Origin of the sequence: Achromobacter sp. (genome assembly GCF_036567245.1) — a bacterium.
Taxonomy (GTDB): Bacteria; Pseudomonadota; Gammaproteobacteria; order Burkholderiales; family Burkholderiaceae_B; genus Achromobacter.
The window spans coordinates 1-3,899 of record NZ_DATCUY010000530.1 but is presented as its reverse complement, the minus strand read 5'-3'; the positions used below and the strand labels follow the sequence as shown (position 1 = coordinate 3,899).

Below are 3,899 nucleotides of genomic sequence, written 5' to 3'. Positions count from 1 at the left end.
GGAACTCCTTCTGGAGTGTCCGGCCATCCCGCCTAGTGCAAACGTTCCGGCAGCGGCACGCTGACCCCGGGCTCCGAAGCCGGCAAGGCCGACATAGGCTCGGAGGTGGCGCGGATGCGACGCCTCAGGACCGCCGTGGGTTCGGCCGGCCCTACCCCGGGCGCGGCCACGCCGCGCCAGGCGTTCGACATCGCTTCCACCACCAGCGGCAGGTCGCGCAGGCGATGAAACTGGCTGCGCAGCCAGCGGGAATCGTTGCCGCTGCGCATGGACTCGTCGCGCAAGGCGGCGATCATGTCGCCCGTGCCCAGCTCTTCTGCCACCGGCATCAGGCGCTGGAACAGGTTGCGCAGGTGATCCATCAACCGCAGGCGCTGTCCGTCCGGCGTCACATAGCTGCCCTGCAAACCAAAGCGGCAGGCCTGGAAATGGTTGCTGCGATAGGACAGCCAGGCGCCGTCGCCGGGATCGCCCTCGCGCATCAACAGCACCGCCAGCGCCTGGGCGAAAGCCGCCAGCTGGCAAGCCCGCTCGACCGTCAGCGGCGTATCGCACACGCGGATCTCGACCGTACCGAATTCCGGCTTGGGGCGGATGTCCCAGTACAGGTCCTTGATGCTCTCCGCCAGGCCGTAGGCCCGCAGCTGTGCCAGATGGGCTTCGAACTGGTACCATTCCTTCACTTCGGGCGGCATGTGGCCGGCCAGCGGGAAGCTGTTGACCGCATTCAGGCGCGAGCACGAGAACAGGGTATCCACACCCTCGCAATAGGGCGACGAGGCCGACAGCGCGATGAAATGCGGTACGTAGGGCGACAGGCGGCGCAACAGTTTGATGGAATCGTCGCCGCTTTTGACGCCCAGATGGATGTGCTGGCCGAAGACCGTAAATTGACGCGCCAGGTAACCGTACATTTCGGCCAGGTACTGGAAGCGCGGGGTGTCCGAAATGGAGCGCTCCTGCCAGCGCATGAAGGGATGGGCGCCGCCACCGGCGACCGACACGCCCACGGCGTCCGCCGCTTCGATCAGGGCGTCGCGCATTTCGCGCATCTCGGCCAAGAGGCCCATGGGGTGCTCGTGCACCGAGGAATTCAGTTCGATCATGGACCGCGTGATTTCCGGTTTAACGCGGTCGGCGATGGGATGGTTGGCCATTTGGGCCAGCAGCTCGTCCGAGGCTGCGGTCAGGTCAAAACTGCGCGGGTCTATCAGTTGCAGCTCGAGCTCGATGCCCAGGGTGTTGGGGGCCGACGAAATGAACGGGATCTGTTCCATCTCGGACTCCTTTCTGAATGTTTGATGAGGGTGTGCGCCGTTCGACCTTGAAGCCCGGCAACATCCCGGGGGGCACTAGACGGCAGCTTGTGCACGCATGATAGCCGCTGTTTTGTGGCAAGAAGATGGAAAATCGTGACATTTATGTGCAACATCACGAAGCAATCGGTTTTCCCCTGTGAAGAAAAGTGAGCGAGCGCTCACGCCATAGAAACGGCGCGGCCTCCCGGCCCGCGACGGCTGGATAGCAAGCGTGGGAGGGGGTTCCGAGAGGGGGTGGGACAACCCTTATTAGGGTTATTACCTAAAAAATCGGCCTCTGAACTCGCCTCGGAAGGCAGCAAGCACGCGGAGCGTGGGGCCTTCTACTTGCGCCAGAAAATAGGGGTGAACAGCACCAGCACCGTCAGCAGTTCCAGGCGCCCGATCAGCATCGCGAAGGTGCAGACCCAGATCTGGAAATCGGACAAGACGGCGAAGTTGCCCATGGGTCCGACAGGCCCCAGGCCGGGGCCGGTATTGTTGACGCTGGCGAAAACAGCCGAGAAGGCCGTGATCGGGTCCAGGCCGGACAGCAGCAGCAGGCTGGTGAACACGGCGATGGAAAGGCCGTAGAACAGCATGAAGGCCAATACCGACGACATGGTGCGGGTCTCGACCGCCCGGCCGTTGATGCGCACCGGACTGACCGCGTGCGGGTGCAACATTGTGACCAACTCGTTGCGGGCCTGCTTGACCAGCAGGATCGCCCGGATCATCTTGATCCCGCCCCCTGTGGACCCGGCGGAGGTGGCGAAACCCGACAGCAGCAGCATGGTCAGCGGGGCGAACAACGGCCACTGCGCGAAGTCGGTATTGGCGTAGCCCGTGGTGGTCGCCATGGAAATCGTGTTGAACATGCCGTAGCGCAGCGCCTGCAGCGGATCGTCATAGACCCCCTTCAGGAACAGGAACACCGATATGACCAGTCCGACTCCCAGCACCACCACCAGGTAGGGAATCGCTTCCGGACAGCGCAGATAGGCGCGCCCGCTGCGCTGGCGGAAGGCGTTGAAGTGGGTGGCGAAGTTGATGCCGGCGATCAGCATGAACACCATCGCCACCATTTCCACCGCCACGGAATCGAAGTGGGCAAAACCGTCGTCCCAGGTCGAAAAGCCGCCCAGACCCATGGTGGTGGCCATGTGGCACCAGGCCTCGAACCACGATAGCCCGACCGCCCGGTAGGCCAGGAAACACAGGATGGAGAAGACGAAATAGACCGCGTACAGCGCCTTGGCGGTGCTGGCGATGCGCGGCGTGAGTCGCTCGTCCTTCATCGGCCCGGGCGTTTCGGCCCGCACCACCTGGTGCCCGCCCACCCCGAGCAAGGGCAGGATGGCCACGGCCAGGACCAGGATGCCCATGCCGCCGATCCAGATCAGCGTGGCGCGCCACAGGTTGATCGACGCGGGCAGCGTGTCCAGATTGGTCAGGACCGTGGCGCCGGTGGTGGTCAGGCCCGACATGGCCTCGAAGTACGCGCCGGTAAACGACAGCGGCAAGCCGGCGCCATGGAAATAGAGCAGCAGCGGGATGGCCGCCAGCAGGGGCAGGCCCGCCCACACGGCCGACACCAGCACGAAGCCGTCGCGCGCACGCAGTTCGCAGCGGGCGCGGCGCGTCACCGCCGCCAGCCCTCCGCCTATGCCCACCGAGATCAGGAACCCGTCCAGAAAGGCCTCGCGCGCCGCATCGCCGCCGACGTAGGCGACAGTCAGCGGGATCAGCATGGTGAGCGCGAACATCACCATCGTCAGACCCAGGATGTAGAGGGTACCCAGGACGCGCTTCATGGAGCTATCCGGCCGCGCGCGGCCCGCGCAATAGGAGGGAGGTGGCGCCCATCAGAAGAAGGACGCCGAGACTTGGAACAGCTTTTCCACGCGCGGCATCTGCCGGCGCGAGGGCACGAAGACAATGACGTGGTCGTCGGATTCGATCACGGTATCGGCGTCCGGCAGGATGATTTCGTCTTCCCGCACCAGCGCGCCGATGCTGGCGCCCTTGGGCAGGCTGATCTGACCGACCGCGCGCCCCACCACCTTGGAAGTGGAACGGTCGCCATGGGCGATCGCCTCCAGCGCTTCCGCCACGCCCTGACGCAGCCGGTGCACGGCGGCCACGTCGCCGCGCCGCACATGGCGCAGCAGTTCGCTCATGGTGGCCTGGGACGGCGACACGGCGATGTCGATATGGCTGCCCTGCATCAGCTCGCCATAAGCCTGGCGGTTGATCAGGGCGATCACCTTGCGCGCCCCCAACCGTTTGGCCAGCAGCGAGGACATGATGTTGTCCTCGTCGTCGCTGGTCAGCGCCAGCCAGGTGTCCATGTCCTCGATGTTCTCGCGTTCCAGCAGCGCTTCGTCGGTGCCGCTGCCGTGCAGGACCAGCACGCTGTCGGGCAGTTGAGTCGCCAGGTATTCGCAGCGCTTCTGGTCGCGCTCGATGATGCGAACGCTGTATTTTTCCTCGGCCAGCTGGCGCGCCAGGCGCAGGCCGATATTGCCGCCGCCCGCGATCATCACCCGGCGCACGGCGCGCTCGGCGTCGCGCAGCTGCCGCACCGCGCGACGCGCATCG

Annotated in this window: 3 protein-coding genes; all 3 read right to left on the bottom strand. The window is 65.1% G+C overall.

The features are described 5' to 3' along the window. Positions 1-32 precede the first annotated feature (32 nt). Positions 33-1,277, bottom strand: coding sequence for a YbdK family carboxylate-amine ligase (locus tag VIR09_RS22385; protein WP_332014841.1), 1,245 nt, complete (start codon positions 1,275-1,277; stop codon positions 33-35). 365 nt (positions 1,278-1,642) lie between these two features. After that, positions 1,643-3,112: a TrkH family potassium uptake protein gene (locus VIR09_RS22380; RefSeq protein ID WP_332014840.1), complete on the bottom strand. Its 1,470-nt coding sequence runs from the start codon at positions 3,110-3,112 to the stop codon at positions 1,643-1,645. Positions 3,113-3,163: 51 nt separating this feature from the next. Then, a partial coding sequence (gene trkA / locus VIR09_RS22375; protein ID WP_332014839.1) for a Trk system potassium transporter TrkA occupies positions 3,164-3,899 on the bottom strand: 736 nt, incomplete at its 5' end.

Excerpts from the sequence above, each read along its gene's own strand:
- VIR09_RS22380 (WP_332014840.1), bottom strand. The coding sequence starts at position 3,112 with ATGAAGCGCGTCCTGGGTACCCTCTACATCCTGGGTCTGACGATGGTG.
- VIR09_RS22385 (WP_332014841.1), bottom strand. The coding sequence starts at position 1,277 with ATGGAACAGATCCCGTTCATTTCGTCGGCCCCCAACACCCTGGGCATC.